This window comes from Ruegeria sp. G5, from assembly GCF_056533365.1.
The window spans coordinates 227179-250447 of sequence record NZ_JBQFOK010000003.1 but is presented as its reverse complement, the minus strand read 5'-3'; the positions used below and the strand labels follow the sequence as shown (position 1 = coordinate 250447).

At 54.9% G+C, this 23269-nt stretch carries 19 protein-coding genes and 1 riboswitch; of the genes, 4 read left to right on the top strand and 15 right to left on the bottom strand.

Annotated elements, in window-relative coordinates; genetic code table 11:
* Window positions 1-10: 10 nt before the first annotated feature.
* The 8 genes from ACR0BD_RS07115 to ACR0BD_RS07080 form a co-directional block, all read right to left on the bottom strand.
* Window positions 11-1315 (bottom strand): HlyD family type I secretion periplasmic adaptor subunit, encoded by a 1305-nt coding sequence (locus ACR0BD_RS07115; RefSeq protein WP_480829652.1) that lies wholly within the window; start codon window positions 1313-1315, stop codon window positions 11-13.
* Window positions 1315-3081, bottom strand: a complete 1767-nt coding sequence (locus ACR0BD_RS07110; protein ID WP_480829651.1) for a type I secretion system permease/ATPase — start codon at window positions 3079-3081, stop codon at window positions 1315-1317. Before ACR0BD_RS07110 ends, ACR0BD_RS07115 begins: the two co-directional genes overlap by 1 nt.
* Window positions 3082-3211: 130 nt before the next feature.
* The gene (locus ACR0BD_RS07105; RefSeq protein ID WP_480829650.1) at window positions 3212-4081 is read right to left on the bottom strand and encodes a LysR substrate-binding domain-containing protein; all 870 of its coding nucleotides are present in this window, start codon (window positions 4079-4081) and stop codon (window positions 3212-3214) included.
* 156 nt (window positions 4082-4237) lie between these two features.
* Window positions 4238-5149: an SMP-30/gluconolactonase/LRE family protein gene (locus tag ACR0BD_RS07100; protein ID WP_480829649.1), complete on the bottom strand. Its 912-nt coding sequence runs from the start codon at window positions 5147-5149 to the stop codon at window positions 4238-4240.
* The gene (locus ACR0BD_RS07095; RefSeq protein WP_480829648.1) at window positions 5146-6123 is read right to left on the bottom strand and encodes an ABC transporter permease; all 978 of its coding nucleotides are present in this window, start codon (window positions 6121-6123) and stop codon (window positions 5146-5148) included. Before ACR0BD_RS07095 ends, ACR0BD_RS07100 begins: the two co-directional genes overlap by 4 nt.
* Window positions 6120-7046, bottom strand: a complete 927-nt coding sequence (locus ACR0BD_RS07090; RefSeq protein ID WP_480696889.1) for an ABC transporter permease — start codon at window positions 7044-7046, stop codon at window positions 6120-6122. Before ACR0BD_RS07090 ends, ACR0BD_RS07095 begins: the two co-directional genes overlap by 4 nt.
* Window positions 7043-8515, bottom strand: coding sequence for a sugar ABC transporter ATP-binding protein (locus ACR0BD_RS07085; protein WP_480829646.1), 1473 nt, complete (start codon window positions 8513-8515; stop codon window positions 7043-7045). The genes ACR0BD_RS07090 and ACR0BD_RS07085 overlap by 4 nt, the downstream gene beginning before the upstream one ends.
* Window positions 8516-8519: 4 nt before the next feature.
* A complete protein-coding gene (locus tag ACR0BD_RS07080) occupies window positions 8520-9533 on the bottom strand; it encodes a substrate-binding domain-containing protein (protein WP_480696886.1) in 1014 nt (337 codons plus the stop codon).
* Between the two features lie 224 nt (window positions 9534-9757).
* Between ACR0BD_RS07080 and ACR0BD_RS07075 the strand changes: the two genes are divergently transcribed.
* Window positions 9758-10948 (top strand): GAF domain-containing sensor histidine kinase, encoded by a 1191-nt coding sequence (locus tag ACR0BD_RS07075; protein ID WP_480829645.1) that lies wholly within the window; start codon window positions 9758-9760, stop codon window positions 10946-10948.
* Entirely contained in the window at window positions 10945-11676 is a 732-nt protein-coding gene (locus ACR0BD_RS07070; RefSeq protein WP_480829644.1) for a response regulator transcription factor, read from the top strand. The genes ACR0BD_RS07075 and ACR0BD_RS07070 overlap by 4 nt, the downstream gene beginning before the upstream one ends.
* Before the next feature lie 9 nt (window positions 11677-11685).
* Here ACR0BD_RS07070 and ACR0BD_RS07065 read toward each other — a convergent pair whose 3' ends face one another.
* The 7 genes from ACR0BD_RS07065 to ACR0BD_RS07035 form a co-directional block, all read right to left on the bottom strand.
* Window positions 11686-13101, bottom strand: coding sequence for an FAD-binding oxidoreductase (locus ACR0BD_RS07065; RefSeq protein WP_480829643.1), 1416 nt, complete (start codon window positions 13099-13101; stop codon window positions 11686-11688).
* 109 nt (window positions 13102-13210) lie between these two features.
* A complete protein-coding gene (locus ACR0BD_RS07060; RefSeq protein WP_480707171.1) occupies window positions 13211-13486 on the bottom strand; it encodes a DUF4242 domain-containing protein in 276 nt (91 codons plus the stop codon).
* A gap of 11 nt (window positions 13487-13497) precedes the next feature.
* The gene (locus tag ACR0BD_RS07055; RefSeq protein WP_480829642.1) at window positions 13498-17031 is read right to left on the bottom strand and encodes an adenylate/guanylate cyclase domain-containing protein; all 3534 of its coding nucleotides are present in this window, start codon (window positions 17029-17031) and stop codon (window positions 13498-13500) included.
* Between the two features lie 71 nt (window positions 17032-17102).
* Window positions 17103-18095 carry a FecCD family ABC transporter permease gene (locus tag ACR0BD_RS07050; protein ID WP_480829867.1) on the bottom strand — a complete coding sequence of 331 codons (993 nt, stop codon included), beginning with the start codon at window positions 18093-18095 and terminating at the stop codon, window positions 17103-17105.
* A 22-nt stretch (window positions 18096-18117) separates the two neighbouring features.
* Complete coding sequence (locus tag ACR0BD_RS07045; protein WP_480829641.1) at window positions 18118-19065, bottom strand: ABC transporter substrate-binding protein; 948 nt, start codon at window positions 19063-19065, stop codon at window positions 18118-18120.
* On the bottom strand, window positions 19062-19868 hold the full coding sequence (locus ACR0BD_RS07040) for an ABC transporter ATP-binding protein (RefSeq protein ID WP_480829639.1): 807 nt from the start codon (window positions 19866-19868) through the stop codon (window positions 19062-19064). Before ACR0BD_RS07040 ends, ACR0BD_RS07045 begins: the two co-directional genes overlap by 4 nt.
* Entirely contained in the window at window positions 19865-20221 is a 357-nt protein-coding gene (locus ACR0BD_RS07035) for a DUF1636 family protein (RefSeq protein WP_480829637.1), read from the bottom strand. Before ACR0BD_RS07035 ends, ACR0BD_RS07040 begins: the two co-directional genes overlap by 4 nt.
* 101 nt (window positions 20222-20322) lie before the next feature.
* Window positions 20323-20532, bottom strand: a riboswitch (cobalamin riboswitch).
* Between the two features lie 176 nt (window positions 20533-20708).
* On the opposite strand from ACR0BD_RS07035, the gene ACR0BD_RS07030 reads away from it, so the two are divergent.
* Window positions 20709-22103 (top strand): bifunctional enoyl-CoA hydratase/phosphate acetyltransferase, encoded by a 1395-nt coding sequence (locus ACR0BD_RS07030; RefSeq protein ID WP_480829635.1) that lies wholly within the window; start codon window positions 20709-20711, stop codon window positions 22101-22103.
* Entirely contained in the window at window positions 22096-23268 is a 1173-nt protein-coding gene (locus tag ACR0BD_RS07025) for an acetate/propionate family kinase (RefSeq protein WP_480829634.1), read from the top strand. The genes ACR0BD_RS07030 and ACR0BD_RS07025 overlap by 8 nt, the downstream gene beginning before the upstream one ends.
* Window position 23269: the final 1 nt, after the last annotated feature.

Sequence of the window (23269 nt, the reverse complement as noted above, 5' to 3'; positions counted from 1 at the left end):
AAAGCGTTTTTCACTCACGAAACGCCCGGTTGAAATAGTCAGACAATGGTTTGAGCAGAAAAGACAAAGGCGTACGTTCATCTGTCTTGATCATCGTCTCGACCGGCATGCCGGGCAAAAGCTCCTGACCGTTGAGCCGTTCAACTTCGCCTTCGTCCGGAGCCACTTCCGCGCGGTAAAATGTCTGACCTGTCGTTTCATCGGTGAATGTGTCCGCTGAAACGTTGGTTACTTTGCCCGATATCTCAGGCGTTTCACGCTGGTTAAATGCCGTGAAACGCAACAGCACAGGTTGTCCAACATGCAACTGGTCGATGTGGATTGCGTCGACGCGTGCAGCCACCAGCAATGGCGTGTCTTGTGGCACAACATACATCATCGGTTCTGCCGGCTGCACCACGGATTGCAGCGCAAATACCTGGCTTCCATATACAGTCCCTGCGACCGGAGCCCGGATGTCCAACCGCGATAGCCGTACTGTTAACGAAAGCCGTCTTTCCGCCAGCTCCAGAATTTGGGACTGCACGTCGCGCAACGTCGCGATCGCTTCTTCCCGTCGTGTAGCTGTCAGTTCGACAATCGCTATTTCGGTAGAAGATATCTGTCCGCGCAACCGGGCCACGGACGCTTCGAGCCTACCGATTTCGCCAGTCAGATTTGCTTCTTCCCTCTGCAATGCCAAAACCCGACTTGCAGGTGTTAGCCCGCGTTGGAAAAGTGACTGCTGGTCATCCAGTTCCTGCTGTATAAGCTCCATTTGCCGCCGCAGAGCTGCCAACTGCGCGTCGTTTCCACCGATTTCGCTTTCGATCTGAACCAATTGCTTGCGCAACTGCTCTGTTTGTTGATCGAGCGTGTCCAAACGTGCTTCGAACAGGCGTTGCTGGCCGTCAATCAAATCAGAAGGGATACCTTCACTTAGCAGAAGTTCGTTCAATCTGCTGCGGAGAGCTTCGGCATTTACTCCATCACGTTCGGCTTCCAGTCGCGTTCGTCTTGCCAACAGTTCAAACAGCTGTGCCTCGACAATGGTTTTCTCGGACGTCAGAAAGGTGTCGTCCAAGCGAACCATAAGATCGCCGCTGTCGACGGCATCACCGTCGCGGACATAAAGTTCCCCAACCACTCCACCATCCGGATGCTCGACCACCTGACGGTTGCTTTCAACTTCGATGATACCCTGCGAAACGATTGCACCGGCCAGTCGCGTCTGAACAGCCCAGATGCCCAGCCCGCCGACTAAAATCGCCAATGCAATAAAGCCGACTGTTGCTGGAACAGTGATGCGCCAGAGTTGTCTTGCCTCGCCCTGCATTAGCTCTTTGCCTTTGTTTGGGCCGCGTGAATATCTACAGGACGCAGTTCTTGTTTAATGGAACCTGCGTTTTGCACCATAGCTTTTAGAACAGCATCACGCGGTCCCGACTTAATGACTTGTCCTCTTTCAACGACGACGAGGTCCTCACACTCGGAAATGGCTTGCGGGCGGTGGGTCATAATTATTACAGATTTTCCTTCGGCCTTAAGCCCACGAATAGCGGCATTCAATGCCTCGGTCCCATCCGCGTCCAAGGCAGAATTCGGTTCATCAAGGACCAGTAGAACGGGGTTTCCGTACAAAGCACGAGCCAAGGCAATCCGCTGCTTTTGCCCCCCTGACAGCTGACTGTCGTTACCGTCGAGATACGTGTCATAGCCTTTAGGCAGCGAAAGGATTAAATCGTGGGCATTCGCTTTCTTGGCCGCATCAACAACTGCTTCGGCTTCTGGACTTTCAGACATCCGAGCAATGTTCTCTGCCACTGAGCCACTAAACAGGGTAACGTCCTGTGGCAGGTATCCTACATGTTGGCCTAACTCTTTTGGATCGTATTGGTCCAAAGCTGCTCCGCCCAAGCGGATTTCGCCTTGGACAGGCACCCACAAGCCCAGCAATGCCCGTGCTAAGGTGGATTTGCCTGACCCACTTTTACCAATTACCCCTAACGCCTTACCGGGAGCTAAGGAAAAAGACACATTGCGCAGTGTCGGCGTTTTTCCACCTGGTGGAACAAGTGTCAAACCCTTGGCAACCAAACTGGCTTCGGGAACAGGAAGTTTTGTTCTTGTTTGGACCGGCGGGTTGGCGTCCAGAAACTTGTTCAACGAAACCCAGGCGTTTCGAGCACGCTGTACCATCGGCCATTGCCCTATCGATTGTTCGACTGGTGCTAGTGCTCGTCCCAACAGGATTGACGCCGCGATCATCGCACCTGGTGTCAACTCATTTCTCAGAACCAACAATGCCCCCAGCGCCAGCATCGCGGATTGTAGAAACAGTCGAAGCGACTTCGTAAGCGATGAAAAGCTTCCGGTCCAGTCGCTTGCGGATATGGTTTGTTGCAAAGCGTCCGAACGCTGGCTTTGCCAACGGGAGGTGATATCCGCTTGCATACCTTGCGATTCTATCACCTCAGCCGCGTGGCGCGCTTGCTCTGAGAAAGCGTTGGCACGGGATGACGACAACTGAGCGGCGGCTACTTTGTCATGTGTCAGCCTCTGGTTCACCAAGGCGATTAGAATAAGAAGAGCTCCACCACAAACGGCTAACCAGCCGAGTAGAGGGTGGAATAAAAAAATAGCTGCTAGGAAAACCGGGGTCCAAGGCATGTCCATCAAGGCAAGTAAAACCGGTGAAGAACAAAGGTTTTGAATGGACTCCAAATCTCTCAAACCCATCGCCGGTGCAGACCGGGCTCGAGGGTGTAGAGCTTGCCGCATCGTGGCCCTAAAAACGCGCTGGTCCAATTGAGACTGAAACCGAGCGCCGAACCTTGCAACAATCCGACCCCGTGCATAATCCAGCATAGCCATAAGGCCATACAATAGCGCCACAAGCAGGAAGAGCGCGGTCAATGTTTCGACTGCCCGTGAGCCCAAGACGCGATCATAGACTTGCAACATGAAAAGCGGGCCAGTCAGCATCAAGAGGTTGACAAAAATACTGAATAAGAATGCCAGCGCCAGAAAGGTTAACCCTTGGTTGCGTGCCTTTTTTAGCTCTGCACGCGGCTGAATAGATGCTTCGAGTTTGTTATGCACGCATGAAACCTTGGGTGTGATGTAATAAGGGGGATCCTAAACTGTCACGTCCCGAGAAAAAACGAGCGTTTCCTTCCGGCCGGGAAAATACCGTCTTTGGTCTGCAAAATAACAACATCATTTGGTGTTTTTACGGCTTACTGGTCTCTAGCGCAGTTTTACAGAATGATCGCACCAATCGTGACTCCGTGCGATCATTCAGGTGTGCCAAGTAGTAACGTGTTTCAATTTTCGCATCTCGTATAGGAATTGCGCGCAGGTTGGGATGTGACACAAACTCAAAATCCGCGACGAAACCGATGCCAATCCCTTGTTCAACGGCTTTCCAGATCGCCTCGCGACTGCCAAGTTCGAGTATCGTATCCATTTCGACCCCGCGTTTTTTCGTCTCGGATTCGATGGCTGATCGTGTGGTGGACCCAGCCTCACGGCGAACGACTTTTTGTCTGTGCAGATCAGAGATCGAGATTCCGTCTTTGTGGAAAAAAGGATGATCCGAGTTTACGAAGGCCACGACCTCGTGCGTGCTGTAAAGCTGCGTCGTCACTCGGGGGTCAGATTGCACTTCGGCCAGGATCGCAACATCGGCGTCATAGGACAGGACGCGGTCAAAGCATCTTTGAGAGTTGCCGAACCAAACCTGCAGATCAATCGCGGGGTATTTGGATTTGAAAGCGACAATCATGTCCGTTGCATGAAAAGGTCCGACGGCTGCAATACTGAGGCGCCCGGCATGAAAACCGCGGAAGGATTCCAGCAATGTCTCGGCATCCAACTCGGCTTGTTGCAAGCGAGACGTGATCGCAAGCAGCTCATGGCCGGCATGGGTCAGGTGAACTTCGCGGCCCACCCGATTGAACAGCTCAACCCCATATCGGTTCTCCAGGTCCTTTACCTGGGTGGAAAGGGTCGGTTGCGTGATGTTCAGTTCTTTTGCAGCAGCGGAAAATCCGCGAAACGTGGCGACGGCATGAAACGACCTGAGTTCGGATTTAAGCATTGATCCAGAGTATTTAGTTTTCAATAAGCATCGAAAAAACAAATACCAAAATTGTTCCACAACGGGAAGTATGCGACGCTTGAAAGTGTTTCTATCGACAAAAAGATAGGCTCAGAGAGCTACGCCATCTGTTGTTCTACCTTTAAAACCCGGGACTTAGGATATTGCGCCTGCGGAGTTCACGAAAATCGAATAAACCGAAGTTGAAGCCGTAATAAAAAGGATATTCCCACGTGGCCCGCCGAATGTCAGGTTCGCGACAGTCTCTGGGACCAGGATCTTGCCAAGCAAATCTCCGTCTGAAGAGAACACGTGCACGCCATCGGCGGCTGAACACCATATATTGTCATGGCGATCAACTCGCAGCCCGTCGGGCAATCCATTATCGATCTGGCAGAAATCCTTACCGTCGCTGAGGTCTCCGGTCGGAAGCACATCAAACACGCGCAGAACCGAAGGAACCGATGGGTCGTGGCTGCTGCCGGACTCTGCGATGTACAGCTTTGCTTCGTCGCGTGTGAATGCCAATCCATTTGGTTGCACAAAATTTTTCGCGACCGCCTTTATCTCAAACGATGTTGGGTCGACGCGGTAGACGAAACTCCCCTCTTGTTCCGGCTCTGCTTTGTATCCTTCGAGATCGGACAAAATGCCGTATGTCGGGTCAGTAAACCAAATTGAACCATCCGAGCGAACAATAACGTCATTCGGCGAATTCAGGGTTTTTTCAGCGTGGTTTTCGGCGATGGTGGTCGCGCGTCCGTCATGTTCCGTCCGCACGACAGATCGTGTTCCATGCTGGCATGTTACAAGACGGCCTTCAGGGTCGCGTGTATTGCCGTTCGCATAATGTGATCGCTGACGATAAACACTGACACCGCCGTTTTCGGTCCATTGATACAGACGCTCGTTTGGGATGTCGGAAAAAAGAAGAAGGTTATGCGCTGGAAACCAAACTGGGCCCTCGGTCCAAATGTGACCGGAAGACAGCCGTGACAAGCTGACATTCTTGTGGATCAGGTCGCAAAACTCTGGCCGTACGATGTCATATGGATGTGTATGCGTCATACGTCATATCCTTTGCGGCTGGCCAATGCGACGACGCCTACGATGACGATACCGGTTGCAATCAAGCGGATTCCGGCCCCAAGCCCGTAAGAGTTCAGCATTGAAACGATTAAGAACATGAACAGGGCCGCGCCCCAGATCCCCGGCACGTTCGAATTCCCGCCACCGATCGACGACCCTCCGATAACGACCACAGCAATGGACATCAGCATGTATTCGGTGCCCATGTTCAGGTTTGCACCGCCCGAAAAGCTTGCCAGTAAAAAGCCGGCCAAAGCTGCACAGACGGCAGAGTTTACGTAGACGCCAAAGCGGACTGCGCTCACGGGTACGCCGCTTAGGCGTGCGGCGCGCAAGTTTTGGCCAATGGCAGATATCCACCGCCCTGCAATCGCGCGCTCCAGAACGATCCAGGCAAGGACAGCCAGTGCGATGCCAACCACGGCTACGTTGGGAATGCCCAGGGCGCCTCCCGTTGCAAAATCCGCAAGAGGTTCGGGTGGCTTGATGCGTAGCCCTCTGTTCGACCAGATCGCGAGGGATTGGTACAGGAAAGATGCAGATAGCGTGGCAATAATGGGCGGAATACGCAGCAGCAGAATGAGCGCAAAGTTCAAAACGCCGCAACCGATGCCCACGCCAATCGCAACAAGCAACCCCGGCACAATCAAAGATGTTTCGGTGTTCATGAACTTGAGTGCAAGCGTCGCGGACAAGGTCATCGAAGCCGGGATGGACAGGTCAACGTTGCCCGGCCCAAGCGTAATGACCAGCATTTGACCGATCCCGACGATTGCTGAGAAAGAAGCAAAGGTCAGGGCCGCATAAACCAGCGAACCAGCCCCTGAACCGGCGATCAAACTCGTCGCGGCCAGCGTTATCCCCGCCGCAAGATACGCCCAAATCCAGGGTTTTCCCAGTATCGCACGCGCAATGTTGTTTTGTTCGACAGGGTTGGACGCATTGTCAGTCATGCCGGAGCCCCCTTGCGAACGAATACCAAGCGTACGGCAAGAACCAGTATCAAAATCGCGCCCTGCGCCCCAATTTGCCAGTCTGGCGATAGTCTGAGAAAGGACAGGAAACTTGCTGCGAGTGTCAAAGTAAGCGCACCAACCACCGCACCGAACGGAGAGATCCGGCCGCCCACGAACTCACCGCCACCCAAGATGACACCGGCGATGGATAGCAGTGTGTATCGCAAGGCAATGTTAGCGTCGGCTGCAGTAGTGAGCCCGACTAGTGACATCCCGGCGAGGACGCCAAAAAGCCCAGCCAGCCCATAAGCCGAAGCCCTTAGCCTAACCAGCGACCAGCCGGCGCGTTCCAGCGCGCGGTCGTTCCCGCCCACACCCTGTAGGATAACCCCGACCCATGATCTCTTGATCAGCAAGTGTACCACCAAAGCGATGACGAGGGGGGCGACTACGGCAATCGGCACCAAAGGAGTTTTCAGACTCATCAGAGATTTCAGCCATTCAGGCGACGCCCCACCCGGTGAGGGCAGGATCAACACGGCTAAGCCGCCCCAGACAAAGGACATTCCCAAGGTGACAACGATTGCAGGCAGTCCGCGTAGCTGGATCAAAGCCCCCAGCATTGCATAGCCCATGATGGCGGCGGCCAGAATAGCGTACCCTAATAGTGGCGTGTCATGCACGAAGGTCGCGGTAACGCAGGCGCAGAAGCTGACAAAGGTTCCGATGGACAAGTCAATATCATTGACCATGATGATCATCATCTGCGCTATGGTTGCCAGCGCAACGGGAATAGCCAGGTTAAACAGCAGATTAAGGCCAAAATAGCTCATGGCGCGTGGCTGCAGGTAGAATACTGCCCCAAGCAAAACGACAAGAGACAAAACGGGCAGGGCTAGGCGCAGGCGATCACTGGTCATTGCACGGCGTCCTGCATTTCGAAAGATGCGTGAAGGATGTTCTCTTCACTAATGTCGTCGCCGGTCAGTTCGGCCGAAATCTCCCCGGCCCGGAACACGAAGACCCGATCGCATTCGAGGATTTCGTCAGTTTCGGTCGAATACCACAAGAAGCTGCGGCCTTTGGCGGCCTCATTCTGGATCATCTGATAGACTTCTTTTTTTGTTCCGATGTCCACGCCGCGCATCGGATCGTCCATCACAACCAACGGTGCGCTCGAAGCAAGCGCGCGCGCAAAAAGGACTTTTTGCTGGTTGCCCCCGGACAGGGAAAGGATGGGGTTCAACAGGTTGTCGGTGCGAATCCCGATACGTTCTTTCCAGCCTTGGACCAACTGGGATTCATTTGCGCGTTCCACAAGGAACCGGCGACTGAATTCGGGCAACGTCGTCAAGGACAGGTTTTTCAGGATCGACCACAAGGGCATGACACCATCGCGTGCACGATCGCCTGCAACAAAGACGACCTCGGGCTTTTTGCCGGATTTCCAAACCGAGGAATGGTCGAAAAATATTTGTGCAAGGGCTTCTGCCTGACCGTGGCCCGCAAGGCCGGCAAGGCCCACAATCTCACCCTGTTTGGCGTTCAGGCCATTGGCGGCGCTTACGATTTCCGGGCCCAGAGTTTTTTCAGAACGTGCGGAACCTTGGGCGTCTTCATCTGGTGCCACGTGCCCCATGGCGTCCACGATGCTTTGGCGTGTGAAGGCTTGCGCCGGTTGATCATCTACGATCTGGCCATCCTTCATGACGACGATGCGGGTCGAAACCTCAAAGATTTCACCCATCATGTGCGAGATAAACAAAACGGCTCCACCCGCCGCGCAGTACCGTTTTATGTGGTCCAAAAGCTGCTGGGCGATCGCCGCATCCAGCGAAGACGTGGGTTCATCCAGTATGACCAGGCTAGGTTCACGGTCGCGATCTGCGAAGGCTATCGCGATCTCAACCATTTGACGCTCGGCAATACTTAGGTCACCGACCGTTGCGCGCGGGCGAATGCCGTGGCCCGGGAAGACCAAATCCAGTGCTGCGGCCATCTTTTGTTGCGCAACTTTGCGCCAACCCTTGCGCGGCATGCTGCGATAGGGGATCCGCAGGTTTTCAAGAACTGTCAGATTAGGACACAAGGACAGTTCCTGAAAAACACTGCGAACGCCGGACGCCTGAGCGTTCTGACTGTTTTTAAGCGCCGGGTCGCTGATGCGATACCGTACGGCACCCTGGGTCGGCGAAAGGCGTCCGTTGATCACATTGGCGAGCGTTGATTTACCCGCACCGTTGTGCCCAACCAAACCGACGCATTCGCCAGCTGCAATCTCGAGCGACGCTGCCTTTAACGCTTGAACGGGTCCAAACGACATATGGGCTGCGTCCAGCGTGACAACCGGCGCATCTGATGCGCCGGGTATCTTTTGAGCGTCGTTCATTGGATTACTTGGCCGAGGCGATAACGCCTTTGGCCTCTTCCAACGTATATTCCACGTTGGCCACGGACCCTTTGGGCGTGGTTTTCAGAGACTCTTCCAATTCGCCTTGTGTGATGGTCAGGAAGGGAACGGTCAAATCCTTCGGGACTTCATTGCCATCCAGAACCTGCTGAGCAACCCAGAATGCAAGGGTGCTTACACCGGGGGCAATAGACAGCGAGGTTGTTTCGTAGCCGTTTGCCGCCTTTTCATCGGCCCACCACTGCAGTTCGTCCTGCCGGTTGCCCATCACGATTGTCGGCATTGAGCGGTCGGTCGCTCCGATAGCCTGTGCAGCACCATAACCGTCGCCGCCTTGCGTCACGACACCGACAATTTCCGGCAGGCTCGGCAAGATACCGGCGACAGCTTTTTGCGCCACGTCCTGCGCCCAGTCGCCGTGAACCGAACCGACGATTTCAAAGTTCGTGTTCTTTACTTCGTCATGAATACCGGCGCTGATTTCGTCATCTACGAAAACGCCTGCCAATCCTCTGATTTCCAGCAGGTTGCCACCATCTGGGTAGCGTTCAGCAAGGTATTTGACCTGCTCGCGGCCCATTTGCTGAAAGTCGACTGCGATGCGCCATGCGCAGGGTTCCTGCACGATGCCATCAAACGAAACGACAGTAATTCCGGCGTCACAGGCAGCCTTGACCGCGCCATTGATCGCTGTTGGCGACGCTGCGTTGATCACGATCGCGTCGTAACCCTGCAGGATCATGTTCTGGATTTGGGCGGCCTGTTCAGTGGCCTGGTTTTCGGATGTTGTGAATGCGTCCGCAGCGGCAACCATACCGTCTGCGACAGCGGCTTCCCCAACTTTCTGCCAGCTTTCAAGCATGGCTTGCCGCCAAGAGTTCCCAGCATAGTTGTTGGACAGTGCGATGCGTTTGTCGGACGTGTCCGCCACGGCGTTGGTCGCTGCAAATACCGTGATCCCGGCTGCCGCGCCGAGCATTATGGCCTTGAGTGTCATTCTTTCCTCCCTCGGCGGCCAAAACGCCGCCCAAATACCGCGCCCGCTGTTGCGGGCCGACGCCGAAAGGATTCCGTGAAGGGGCTGAAAGCGTAAGAGTAGAATGCGCGCAAAGCTTGCGGGTTCCCGCAAAACTGCTGCGGCAATCCGCATGACATGGTGCCGGTGGGCTTCTATACTCTGGATCGCCAGTTGCTGCGGTCTGGTTTTTTGAAAGTGAACTCATGGCTGATCTTGCCTACTACTTGCGGATTTCCAACCATCTGGCTGGCAAGCTCGATATCAAATCCGCGCTGCGCTCGGTCAAATCCGAGATCGACCGCATTTTGCAGGTCGACCATCTGGATGTTTGCCTGATCGATGACAAAGGCGGCTGGAACACCAGCTATGAGGTAGGGCTACGCACCAGTTGGAGCCGCACCCGGGCACCCATAGAAGTGTCGCCGGTTCGGGATATCCTGAGTGGTCAGTGTGATAGTCTGTTGACCGGAAATGCCTTGGAAGACCCCCGGTATGTATTCGAAGGAGCCGACTGCGAGCCGATCATAAAGCATAAGATGCGCAGCCGTGTTAACGTCGCCATGAAAGTTCTGGGGCGCACGATCGGTGCCTTGAATTGTTCGTCGCAAAAGAAGGACTTCTACGATGAAGAGGCCGTCGAACAAGTTCGCAACATTGCCGATATTCTAGCCCCATACTTCTACGCTCTACGTGCCAATGAACAAACCAAGCGCGAGGCGATCATGCGTGCCGAACTGCAGGCGCGCGAAGAAGGTTTGCGCCTTGGCGCGCTCAGCTTGACCGACGCCCTAGAGCTGGAACGGCAGCGCATTGGCATGGATCTTCATGACCAAACCCTGGCAGATATGACCCGGATCAGCCGCGAACTTGAACGCTGTAAAACGCGGCAGGATATCGAGACGCTTCGCGGGAACATGCAAAATTGCATACAGGGTCTGCGTGAAATTATTGATACGTCGATACCGTCCTTGCTGGAGTTGTTTGGATTTCAGCATGCCGTGCGAACCCATCTTGAGCGTGCGGTTGGAACCAATCAGGAAATCGAGATTGATGTCCGAGACCAGTCTGACGGTTTGATTGACGATTTGCCACAAACCAAGCGGATTGCGCTGTTTCGCATCGCGCAAGAGGCCATCAACAACGCCGTGCGCCATGCCGAGGCATCCTCGATCGAGGTCGAAATTGCGTGTCAGGATGGGTTGCATCTTAGGATTCGTGACAACGGCGCATCCAACTCTGCGATGGAGCCGACAAAAGCGTCTGGCGGGTTAACACATATGCGGACACGTGCGCATCTGATCGCAGCAAAATTCGACATTCAGTATGCTAACGGGACCGAGATCAGCGTGCGCCTGCCATCGTCGGAATGCCCCAGCAAAGAGGTAATCGCATGAAAGTTCTGTTGGTTGAAGATGACGCCATGCATGCCAATTACCTCAAGGAACTGGTGCAAGAAGCCTTACCTGAGGCCACGGATGTCAGCCTTGCGACGAATGGCCGGGACGGCGAAGTGCAAGCGCGCCAAAACGCGGTCGAAGCGATTGTAATGGACCTTCGGATGAAAGAGCGGAACGGCATTGAAGCCGCGCGAACAATTTGGTCGGAACGACCGGATACGCGTATTCTGTTTTGGTCAAACTATTCGGATGAGGCGTATTTACGAGGGATCGCACGGATCGTACCGAAAGAAGCTGCCTATGGGTATGTCCTGAAAACGGCCAGCCCGTCGCGGATGCATTTGGCCTTGCGTGCTGTCTTACTGGAAGCGCAAATCATGGTCGACCGTGAGATTCATCAGATTCAGCGGGACCAAAGCCGTTCTGGTGAGGCACTTACAGAAGTCGAACTGGCCATTTTGACTGACCTGGCGCTTGGCCTTCCGGATAAAGCCATTGCCACGCGCAGAAAACTGGCGCTGCGGACGATCCAAAACCGATTGCTTTCGATCTATGAGAAGCTCGATGTAAACGATCTGCTCATCGATACGGACGACATCGCGATTAACAAACGCGTACGCGCTGTGTCTAAGGCGATGACTTCGCAAATCCTGAACAACGAAGCCATCGCTGCGGCCGAGAAAGACCTAAGTGCCTGGTTGGCCCGAGCCTCTTTTACGATGTAAAGCGCAGGCTCAAGCTGGCAAAATATTGTGGTTTATCCGAAATAGGTTATCCGGATCATAAGTTCTTTTGACCTCCGCCAGTCTTGCAGCATTCGCACCGTATGCTCCAGCCATATAGTCTGCTTCGTCAGCGGGCATGAAGTTCACATAGGCGCTGCCAGTGGCGTGCGGTGTCATGCGATCGTACAAACCTCGTGCCCACGCGATGCAGGTGTCATCCTTGGCGGGATCTTCCCAGCGTGTATGCACATTCATAATGAAATGTGCCGATCTTTCGGGATATGCCGTTGAATCGGCTGGTACACGCGCCATTGCGCCGCCAACATGTGCGATGAAAACTTCGCAGGCCGGATCAGGAAGGTTGGATATCGCGTCCAGCAGGCCAGAAATTGCCTCTGTAGTCAGAGACCTAAAATCATGGCTCTTCCAATAGTTCCGCGCGCCAGGCGTCAGCAGGGGATCAAATGCAGCCTGCCAGTCGACGAAATTGTGGGGCGAGATAACGTCGGCGATCGGATCACCTAGACCTCTCAACTCTGCCATCGCCTTTTCGCCGTCTTCCATAGAACCTGTATAGCAGGCGGCAAAGATCAGAACTTCGCGGCCATGCCAGTCTTCGGGCAAAAACGGTAGGGGCGGGGCTTTTCGCATGACGCTCCAAACGGTCAGTTCGTCAGGTGCGGTATCTGCGATTTTGGCGTATTTGGCCAGCAGTTCAGGTGCAGCCTCGATCGGGTGCACGACCAGCCCTGAAAGGACTGCGGGGCCCAGCGGGTGCAACTGGAATTCGAAGGACGTTACGACCCCGAAATTGCCGCCACCGCCACGTATCGCCCAGAATAGATCGGGGTGGTTCGATGCGGATGCAGTGACAATCGAACCGTCTGCCGTGACAACCTCGGCCGAGATGAGATTGTCGATGGTCATTCCGAATTTGCGGGTAATCCAGCCAAAGCCACCGCCCAAGGTCAAACCAGCTGTTCCTGTCGTGGAATTAATGCCGAGTGGCACCGCAAGCCCATGTGCCTGGGTTTCCCTGTCCACGTCGCCTAGTACCGCGCCGGGGGCCACGCGGGCTGTTTTCGCGACCGGGTCGACGTGAACTGAACGCATGTGGGACAAGTCCAGCATAACTGCATCATCCGCCACAGCGTGACCGGCGATCTGATGCCCGCCGGACCGTATGGATAAAACCAGACCAGCGTTGCGGACGAAATTCACCGCCTTTTGCACGTCACTGGCGCCCAAGGCGCGGATGACAAAACTGGGATGCCGATCCACGATGCTGTTCCATGTCGTGCGGGCCGTGTCGTACTCTTCGCAACCCGGGCCGTAGACCGCCCCTCGGAGGGACGCGCTGAGCGCGTCCAGCGCAACCTGATCAACTTCCGTCGAATTGCCATCCAGAGTTCTTGAATCGAACATGTATAATACCTTCCGTTCTTAAGGAAGGTTTCTTGCCGGTTGCCTCAGCCAGAATTCATTGGTGGTCGTCGATGATTAAGGGCGCAATGCCCCGTCGACTACGAGGCCTTTAGGCAAACACGCCCGGATCAATTCGATCCACAGGTGTGATTACATCAGCCGGAATGTTTAAGCGCTCGGCGGCCTTTCTCAGGCTTTCCTCGTCAGGTGCCTCGTACAAGCAATAGGTTTTGCGTTTGTCCGCGCTGAGGAACGAAAAGATCCATTCGATCCCTTCCTCGTCGTTTATTTCTTTAATTTTAGCTTTGTCGTCGTCGTTGATGCTTAGTTGTTCGGCGAAATGGCGTTCAATAATATACCTTGGCATATGCACCCCCCAGGGCATGTGTTCAGGGACTAACTCACTGTACCTTCAAGCTTAGACATAAGTGCAACCATACCTAAATTTTGCGCAGTTGCCAACGCTTCGGCCTCAAGGCGAAATGCCGTTTCCATGTTCTGCCTATGCCCGAATTTTCGCATACAAGCGGCGAACGCAGCTTTGCTATGCGCGATCCAGGGCGGGCTGGCCATGCGTGTGTCTATCTCAATCGCTTTGGTGAACATATGTTCAGTTGTTTCCCAATCTCCCAAAAGGGCGGCCAGCTTACCAAGGCGGCGCGCGGCAGCACCTGTGCAAACCGTCGTTGCGCCAGCAGTGATGGTTAGGTCTTCGTAGGGCAGAAGCATGTCGAACAGCGTTTCTGCATGATCCTTACGTCCCACGGCATCGCAGATATCGGCCAGATAGGACAGGGTAGTCGAATACATTGCATCTGCCGGCAAGGTGAAGCCGTTTTCAGCCAGTTCGTTCAAGATACGCTCAGCGGGTTCAAGATAACCAAGTTCAGCAGCAATAAGGCCAAAGCCGGGTTTCCACTTTGCGTCTTCGGGATCATCCGACATCAGTTTCTTTATGACCGGAGCGACTTCGTGCAACCTGTTCTGTTCGCGCCGAATAGTGAACATCTGGACGCCATAGACGCCTTCGATGTGTTTCCCGTGGGTTTTGCGCCCTATTTTGACGGCTTCGTTCGCGAATTTCTCAGCCTGTGCCCAGTCGCCATCCATGATGGCAATCATCGCCCGGGCATGGATTTGAACCCAATAGAGCTGAAGGTGGTTATCTTTCTGCGAAACTTCGGTCAAAAGTTTCAAGGATCGATCCACTAACGCCCGATCGGCCATTTCCATCCCGACAAACAGGCTGAGCGTACGGTCACGACCCTGGTCAATAGTTCCCAGCTTTTCCGCCACTGTGTGCATGGCTTTCAGGTTTTGGCGCCAGTTTTGCGCCTCTTCGTCCTGGCGTGCCACAAACGGCGCGCCGAAACGCATCATCATCACGGAAAACTGTGATTTATGATCCCCCAACCTAGCGGCAAGTTCCATTGATTGATGCCCGTATCGTGCGCCTTCCGAGAGTTGACCAACAAACAGATACGCGCGTGCCAGCTGGCTCATCAACTGGCATTGCCGCCTTTCGTCGTCTTCGGGCAGTTCGCGAAGCGCATCAAGGCAAAGCTCGATAGCCTCATTGTGGCGCTGGCTCGACATCATGCACGAGTCGGCAAAGTGATGTGCGATTTCGGCGGAAAGCTCTGCATGGCCAAGCGATCGTGCGGCGTCCGAAGCTTTCTTGAGTGTTGCTATTCCCTGAGGCAATTCGCCCAAACTGTCGTAGCTGCGCCCTACAAGGACCATTGCCTTGATTGTCTCAACGCTTTGCTGCGATCCAAGGTTCTTGGCCGCGTTCAGCGTTTCGTTTGCATTGACCATTGCTTCCTGGCTGGCCGACCGGGCAAGAGCCATCTCTGTAGCCACCTGCCAGTTGGAAAACGCTGCGGTCCAGTCTTGTGCTTCAGTGAGGTGGTGCGCGACAAGCTCTGGGCGACGGGCAATCTCAGCCGCGCGCAGGCGGGTCAACGCGGCCGCAACACTTGCGTGCTGTTGTCGGCGGGTAGAGCTCAGCATGGATTGGTAGGCGGTGTCCCTTATCAAAGCGTGACGGAAAACATAGTTGCCTTTGCTGTTGCCGCTTTCAAAAATCAGGCCGGATTTGCAGAGTTCGTTCAATCCTGGATTCACAGACTCAATGCTTTGGCTCATTGCATCGGAAAGGACGTCGGACGAGAATTCCCGCCCGATGACTGCCCCCGCGAGTGCAACTTGTTTGGCCTGTGGTGATACGGCATCCAAACGGGCCATCAACGCGCCTTTTAATGACGAAGGCACCGCGATGTTTCCGTCTTCGCCAGCGTCCAGATAGGCGCTGGTCAGTTCTTCGACAAACAACGGTACGCCATCCGTTTTTTCGACGATTAGTTTGACAAGCTGATCATCCGGATCGCGACCAGATATGTTCTTTATCAGATTGGCAACCTGCGCGTAGTCGAACCGCCGTAGGTGCAGGGTTTGCACATGGGGATCGCCGTCATCTTGTTTCAGATCCCACCCGGGGCGATGCGTGATCAGGATCATAAGCGGTAAGTCCGAGCAGATCGCTCGAAACCGCTCCAAAAGCGCATTGGTGGATGGGTCGATCCAATGGGCGTCTTCGACGCATAAAATGACGGGTTTTACCTTTGAGCGCGCTTTTACAGTGTTGATCAAGGTCTGGATAGTAAGGTCCCGTTGTTCCCTAGGCGACAGTTCCAGAACTTCCCGAGCAGGATCGCTGCGCGGTGCCACCAAAGCTGCGAAAACGGGTAAGACCTGATCCAGTTCTAATCCCTGCCTAGAACTCAACATGTCGCGCACGTGACTTAGAACCAGATTGTCATCAAACCCGGGCTCTACGCCTGCATCGCTTGAGATGCGCTCGGTCACAGGGTGGAATGGGCTGCTTGTCAGGTAGGGCGAGCAATTCAGCCGGATGATATCGGCGTGGTCCAAGATGGTTTCATCGTTCAGAAACTCTTCTGTCAGCCGAGATTTGCCGATACCGGGTTCGCCTGCCAGCAGGATGACTTCGCCATGCCCTGTTCGCGCACGCTGCCATGTTTGTTGTAAGATGCCCTTTTCAAAACTGCGGCCCACAAGTTCGGTACTGGTATCCTCGCTATAGGATGCCTTGAACCGACTTTCCGCTTGGTGTTCGGATACCACCTGCATCAGCTCACGCGGTTCGTCGAAGCCCTTCAATTGTGTCGCGCCCAAAGAGGAAAACTCGAAAATCCGGTGCAGGCTTGCTTCGGTTTCTTCCCGTGTCACCACGACCGAGTTCGGAAGGGCTTTTTCTTGCAAACGTGCTGCAAGATTCAGGATTGGCCCGGTCATCGCGCCTTCTTCGTGGGTGTTTTCGCCGATGGTATCACCAACAACAACGTCACCGCTTGCTATCCCGATCCGTGCGGCCAGCGGTTGGCCGTCTGGTGTCTTCAAGTTCTGAACACGCGCAACAGAGTCCAACCCGGCTTTGATGGCGCGGATTGCGTGGTCTTCAAACGCTCTGGGCCAGCCGAAAAAAACCAAAAGCCCATCACCCAGATACTTGGCGACATATCCACCGTATCTGGATACGGCACCCGCCACAGCATCCTGATAGTTCTGTAACAACAGGCGCATGTCTTCAGGGTCGAGCCGGTTTGTCAGTTCGGTCGAACCAACAAGGTCAGCGAAGAATACAGTCAGATGCCTTCGCTCGGCTGTGGCGGGAGTGGGAGGCTGGGGTGAGACTTGAGGTGTACTAGCTGTGCTTTCAGGCAGCTGTTTCATGCTTTCGATAGCGGCCAGAAGAATTTTCCGATGCCCGAGAGAGACACCGATTTCCTTGAGGTCATCATTTGTCAGAAGCGGCAAAGCACGACCGTCGACGTCATTCTCCAAAAACGCGTCAGTATACTGGTCCAGTCCAAGTTCTTTCAGCCAAGGGCCGACCTCAAAACTCATTCTGAGATCATGCGGTCGAATCCGTTTTTGATCAAGCGGAGCGAATTGTGCCCACATGGGACATGAGCGCGTCATCGTTTTTGCTTGGCTGTGCGCAAAAGCAGAATGAAAACGAATACCGAACCCAAAGAAGTCGTTACGATACCCACAGGTAATTCCTGCGGGGCAAGTATGAGGCGGCTGAGTATGTCGGACCCGGTCAACAGGACCGCCCCAACAACTGCCGCTGTTGGAATCAGATGGTGGTGCAACGGGCCGGCGATGCCGCGAGCAATGTGCGGCACCATCAGGCCTACAAACCCGATAACGCCCGCTACTGACACGAATGCAGCCGTCGCCAGTGCCGCAACGAAGAACATTTTGAACCTCAACCCCTGAACCGGAACACCCAACGTCGTTGCCGTCAGATCACCGGTGAGCAAAGCGTCCAGCCAACGCCCTCGGTAAAGTGCGTATGCCAGAACCAGCAGCAAACCGGCGCAGACCAATGGAAACATCTCCCATCTGGCCAGACCGAGACCACCCAGCATCCAGAAAATCACAGAATGCGCCGCGCGATTGTCTCCGGCAAAAATCAAATAATTGGTTACTGCGGAAAAAAGAAATGACACCGCGAGCCCGGCCAATATCAGTTTTTCGGGTGCACTGGTGCGCAAGCCATGCACCAAAGCCAGCACGATGCCCGAGGCCACCAACCCTCCGCAAAAGGCGGCCAGAGGCAAAGTCCAGACCCCAAGAATATCGCCGGTAACGGTGATGACAAACACAGCCCCTGCCGCCGCACCGGAAGACAGCCCGAACAAAAACGGATCGGCTAGGTCGTTTCGCGTGGTGGTCTGCAACACTACGCCGACGACGCCGAGGCCTGCGCCAATAACCGCCGCGAAAAGAGCCCGCGGTAAGCGCAGATCGAACACGATGCGATGACGGGGGGACATTTCGCCAACTGACAGACCGGTTCCCAACAGAACGGCATCGAAAGTCTCCGACACAGGTATGTGGGTCGTTCCGTAGACTGTTGAAACCAACAAGAGGGCCGCCAGAATGGCCGCCCCCCCAAGCAATGTCAGACCCAAGTGCCCCAACTTAATTCAGGTCAGGATGCATGGCCCGCGCCATTTTCGAGATTGCCTCGATATTTGCGGGTCCGGGTGTCAGTTCCTCGTAACGCAAGCCGATCCAGCGTTTGTTTTTCACGGCATCGGTTAGGGACATAACGGGGTGTTCCTGAAGAAACCTGAACGTGTCTTCGGCACCGTTTCCTGTTTGATAGTCCAGCAATACAAGGAATTCTGGGTTGGCGGCGGCTACAGTCTCCCATGACGTGCGACCCCAACTGGTGTCCATGTTATGGGTTACGTTTTCTCCACCCGCCGCCGCAATCATCGCATCCGGTATTGCAAATTTACCTGCGGTAAATGGCGCGTCTGCCGGACCATCCAGAAGAAAGACGCGAGGTTTTGTAAGACCCGCCGTTTGTGCTTGGATTTTGGCAAGCTCATCTCTCCAATCTCGAACCAAGGTTTCGGCTTTTTCTTCGACATGCATCACTTGCCCCAGGCGCAATACATCGTCGAACAAAAGGTCCATGCTGGCCACCGGACGGTCTTTGTTGATGTGGACACAGCTTTCCGTAAGGATCATTGTCTTGATCCCGAACGGTGCCAAAGTATCCGGCGTCACCTCGCCACCAGGTCGCATGCCATAGTACCATCCGGCAAAAAACAGGTCTGGCTCTGCCGCAACCAGATTTTCGATGGTGGGATATTTCGGAGCAAGTTCGGGAATGTCACCTCGCAGGGTATCGAACTCGGGGCTTGTCTTATACCAACCGGTGATACCTGTAAGACCTACGATTTTGTCTTGCAGACCCAAGGCAAAAGCCATGTCGGTCATGTTCATATCATGAACAACCAGACGTTCGGGTTGTGTTTCGAACACAAGCGGTTCACCGCAATTGTCGACGGTGATTTCATGCGCTGCAACACCGCCTGTCATGGCTGCAATCAAAGCCATAGACACAACTAGTTTCATTCAGGGGAACTCCGGTTAGAATTTGAAACAGAGGATTTTCGGATATCGAGCGCCGGGATCTCGCGCCCTTCGTGGTGAAAGCGCAGGTACTCAACGCCAAAGGTGTCACGTACCCGCTCAGCTGTCAGAACGTCGGCCACTGCACCAAACCCGGACAGCCTCGCAGATTTCATCAATGCCACATGGGTGGCGAACTCAGGGATCATGACCAGATCATGAACGATCATCACCACGGTGATTCCAAGATCTGCAATCAAGGAAAGCATTCGACCCTTGGCGTCCGGATCCAGATGGTTTGTCGGCTCGTCCAGAAACAAAAGCGACGGTCTTTGTGCCAGCGCACGCGCAATATGCGCCCGTTGGCGTTCACCACCGGACAAAACGGCCATACGCTTGTTCGCCAACGCGGTCAGACCAGTACGATCGAGAATGCGGTCTAAATCCCGTGCGTGCTGATCGACAGAGCGGTCTGCCTGGATCGGTATCTGGCCCAAAGCAACATAGTCTTTAAGGAACAAGCGGCCGTCGGGCAGCTCTTGCTGACTGACAACTGCGATCATCCTTGCCCGTTCGACCGCCGACAATGCGCGAAGACTACGCCCTTTGATTTCTATATCGCCGTGAACCAGCGTCTCTGCGCCACATAGCAGGTTCAAAAGTGTGGTTTTGCCCGCGCCATTCGGCCCCGCAATTGCAAGGATAGAGCCTTCCTCAAGGTCGAATGAAACATCCTGCAGCAACGCCTCACCGGATTGGGCAAAATAGCTTACGTCACTGGCCTGCAAAAAGGTTTTCTGGCTCATTTCTCTGGCCTCACAACCAAGGCAGGTATGCGCGCCAGCGTCTTTTCGTATAGGGCGGCAGGTCGATCTGAGGCGTTTGTCCAACCGTCGACGCTTTTATCATATTGGCGCGCAAATTCGGCCAGAGCATCGAGGTCTTGCGCCGTTTCAATTCCTCCAAAGAGGTAATGTGCTTTTCCGTTTCCCTGAAACCCAACCGTGGTTGGGGATGCACATCCGGCCATGCAATCGACGGTTCGGATGACAAAACTACTGGGAAGTTCCGGGCGCAAAGCCGCTGCAATTGCGTCGGCGTTCACGGTCCCGCGACAGGTTGAGCATACCAAAAGAACGTGATCTGCCGCGTTAGACATGGCACGGCCTGCTGAACGCCCGTGAGCCGGGTGATTTGGAAACGATGCCAGCCGGCGTATGCAGCGCCATGATGCCTCCTTCCAGGACACCCCGCCCCGGGTTGGTTACACTTCAGATGGCAGGTCTCCTGACTTACGGATCAACGCTATGCCACCCTTCCCGGCCCAAGTGGGCCAGTGGGAAATTGGCGTCGCTCACCGCTTACAGTTGCGGGGGCAGTTACGGATTTGGCTCGAGTTCACGCGCCTCACCGTATTCCCTTTTCATCCCTGGGGCTCAGCCTTTGGGAACCATCTGTCGCGTCATTGCCCGAGATCGTATTTCTGGTCAATACGAAAACAGACGTAATCGAATTGTCGCAATTTCATGGGAATTAGTTATGGCGCTTGACCTGACTGACCCGAAGCCTACAACGGCGACGACCTCTCAATTCCAGATCAGCGTTCCTTGCAACAGACCCGCTGCCAACAGCAAAGCTGACAGATCATGAAGATATTGGAAAATCGGACCTTTTCACAACTGAACGTCGGAGATCAGGCACAGTTGACGCGGTTGTGCACAGTAGACGACCTATATGCCTTTGCGTCAGCATCGGGCGATCACAACCCGCTGCACCTTGCTGCCTATGACGGGGATGGGGATGGGCGACCAGAAGCGATCGCCCCTGCGCTTTGGCCAGCAGCGCTTATCGCCGCTGTTTTGGGTAATATTTTGCCGGGTGCGGGTACACAGACCCGTCGCGTGGACTTAACGTTTCACGCACCAGTGGTGGCCGGTGATGAGCTGACTGCCTTTGTCACAGTCGCTGAAAAGCGCGACGACGGCGATTTGGTATGCACAACAGAAGTACACCGAGTGGGCGATAATATTCAGGTGCTAAGCGGTTCTGTTCAGGTCACGCCGCCGACCCAACACATGGAATTCGACTCGGTCGAAGTGCCGGGTCTTGTGGTACAGCGGCATCGCCATTTTGATGCTCTGCTTGAAAAAGCCCGACCGCTGGAGCCGATGCCAACTGCCGTGGTGGCACCCGAGGATCCAAATTCGCTTGGGGGCGCGCTGCTTGCCTATTCCAACGGGATCATTTTACCCATTCTAGTGGGCGATCCAGACAGAATTGCCAAGGCTGCCGCAGAGTTGGATGCCGACTTGGACGGGATCGAAATCGTCGAGGCAACTACCCACAGGTTGGCAGCACACCGTGCGGTTGATCTTGTTTTCGAGGGGCGCGCGCAGACCTTGATGAAGGGATATCTTCACACGGATGAACTGCTGCACGCCGTCTTGCGCCGTGAAAAAGGGCTGCGCACGGGGCGTCGCTTGTCGCATGTTTTCGTTATGGACGTTCCCGGCATGTCGCGCCCGATTATGGTTACAGACGCTGCGGTGAACATCGCGCCGGATTTGGAAACCAAGGCGGATATTGTCCAGAACGCTATTCATCTGGCCCATTCGATCGGAATCCAGACACCCAAGGTTGGCGTGTTATCTGCTGTGGAAACTATAAACCCGCACATGCCGTCATCAGTTGATGCGGCGCTTTTGTCCAAGATGGCTGAGAGGGGTCAGATAACCGGCGGTCTGGTGGATGGACCCTTGGCGATGGACAACGCGATTGATCTGAATGCGGCCCGAACCAAGGGGATCAAATCCGAGGTTGGCGGCGCAGCCGATATTCTTGTCGCCCCGAATATCGAGGCGGGGAACATGGTGGCCAAACAGCTGACCTTTATTTCCCACGCCGAAGCTGCTGGTATCGTTCTTGGGGCTGCCGCGCCAATCATTCTGACGTCTCGATCGGACGATGACGCATCGCGCTTGGCATCCTGCGCGGTGGCCGCACTACACGCAGTTGCAACGAAGGGTATAATCCATGGCTGATCACGTATTGGCGTTGAACGCCGGTTCCTCGTCGTTGAAATTCGCACTGTACGAATTGGTCGAAGATAACCGCCCAAGCATGCGATGGCGGGGTCAGATTGAACGGCTTGGGGATGCACCGCGTCTGATGGCACAGTCCGCGGGTGGCCGGTCGATCAACCGACCATTGGCGAATACCAAAACACATGACGAAGCGATCCATGCGTTTCTTGAGACAGCGCGGGAATATCTGCCAGATATCCATGTCCGGGCCATCGGGCACCGGGTTGTCCACGGCGGTACGATCTATTCTGAGCCCGTTCTGATCGACGACGGCGTCATCGAAACCCTAAGCAGCTTCATCCCGTTTGCACCTCTGCATCAGCCTTACAGCCTTGCCGGCATCCGTGCCGCAAGCGCGGCTTTTCCGGGCACCACTCAGATCGCTTGCTTTGACACAGCGTTTCATCGCACGCACCCGTGGGTTAACGATACGTTCGCGCTGCCGCAAAGCTACTATGAAAAAGGGGTGAGGCGGTACGGTTTCCACGGCCTCAGCTATGACTATGTCTCGCAAAAGCTGAAGGAAATCGCGCCGGGCCTCTATGACGGTCGGGTCGTTATCGCGCATCTTGGCAATGGCGCTTCCATGTGTGCGGTATCGGGCGGGCGGGCCGTCGCGTCGACCATGGGCTTTTCGGCTTTGGATGGTTTGCCCATGGGTACACGCAGCGGGCAGCTCGATCCGGGTGTCGTGCTTTACATGATGCAACAAGACGGAATGACCGCGGACGAAATCGCCGAGGTGCTTTATCGTAAATCCGGCTTGTTGGGGTTGTCTGGGATCTCTTCGGATATGCGCACTTTGCTTGCTGCAGATGCGCCCGAAGCGCGCAATGCCATTGATTATTACGTCTTCCGTATTCGCCGTGAGCTTGGAGCGCTGTCAGCCGCGCTGGAGGGGATCGACGCGCTGGTCTTCACTGGTGGTGTCGGGGAAAACTCGGCCAAGATCCGGCAACTGGTTTGCGAGGGCATGCGATGGATCGGGATCGAACTGGATCATGCCCGGAATGCTGATGGCGGGACGGTTCTTTCCACCGATTTCAGTCGCGTACGCATCTTGAATATCCCAACGAACGAAGAGATGGTCATCGCGCGCGCGGCGGCGAGTATGCTTCGATAGG